General features: G+C 61.0%; 2 protein-coding genes. Both read left to right on the top strand.

The features are described from left to right. The first annotated feature begins 66 nt into the window (after positions 1–66). Positions 67–285 (top strand): hypothetical protein, encoded by a 219-nt coding sequence (locus tag AC0L2X_RS32520; protein ID WP_473601226.1) that lies wholly within the window; start codon positions 67–69, stop codon positions 283–285. Then, positions 233–492: IS66 family transposase (locus AC0L2X_RS32515; protein ID WP_473601224.1), on the top strand; the 260-nt coding region annotated here is incomplete at its 3' end. The genes AC0L2X_RS32520 and AC0L2X_RS32515, both read left to right, overlap by 53 nt.

Here is a 492-nt window from a genome sequence, read left to right as displayed (position 1 = left end):
CGATGATTTGCTGCCGTGGAATTGGAGATCCGCAAAACTGCGGACCCAACCAGCTGCGGCCTGATCATGCAGCGCAACAAGGTGCATCACGTCTACACCGTCGAACGTGTCGCCAGCGACCTCGGCGTCAGCGAAGCGCTCATCCAGGAACTGACTCTCGGTCTCGAGCCGGAGGACGGCGTCATCTGGGTGTACGGCACCAACGATGACGACGGGATCTTGGCCTTCACCGATGGAGGCATCGAGGAAGTCAAACTCCTCCTCGAAGAATATCATCGCTCTTGAAGCCGAGAACGCGGAGCTGCGCGTCTATGCCGATCTGCTTCGGCAGATGATCTTCGGGGCAAAATCGGAGAAGCTGGCCGTCCTCGATCCGACCCAGATCGCGCTCGATCTCGGCGACCTCTGCGAGGTCCCGGCCGCGGCCAATGACGATGCCGCCGAAGACAAGGATCGTCCGCGACGCAAGCACCGGTCGGCATCGCGCAACAT

The organism is Mesorhizobium sp. WSM4828, assembly GCF_055811175.1.
The sequence above is the reverse complement of the archived record's forward strand: the minus strand, read 5'-3'. Positions and strand labels throughout refer to the sequence as shown.

Excerpts from the sequence above, each read along its gene's own strand:
- AC0L2X_RS32520 (WP_473601226.1), top strand. The coding sequence starts at position 67 with ATGCAGCGCAACAAGGTGCATCACGTCTACACCGTCGAACGTGTCGCC.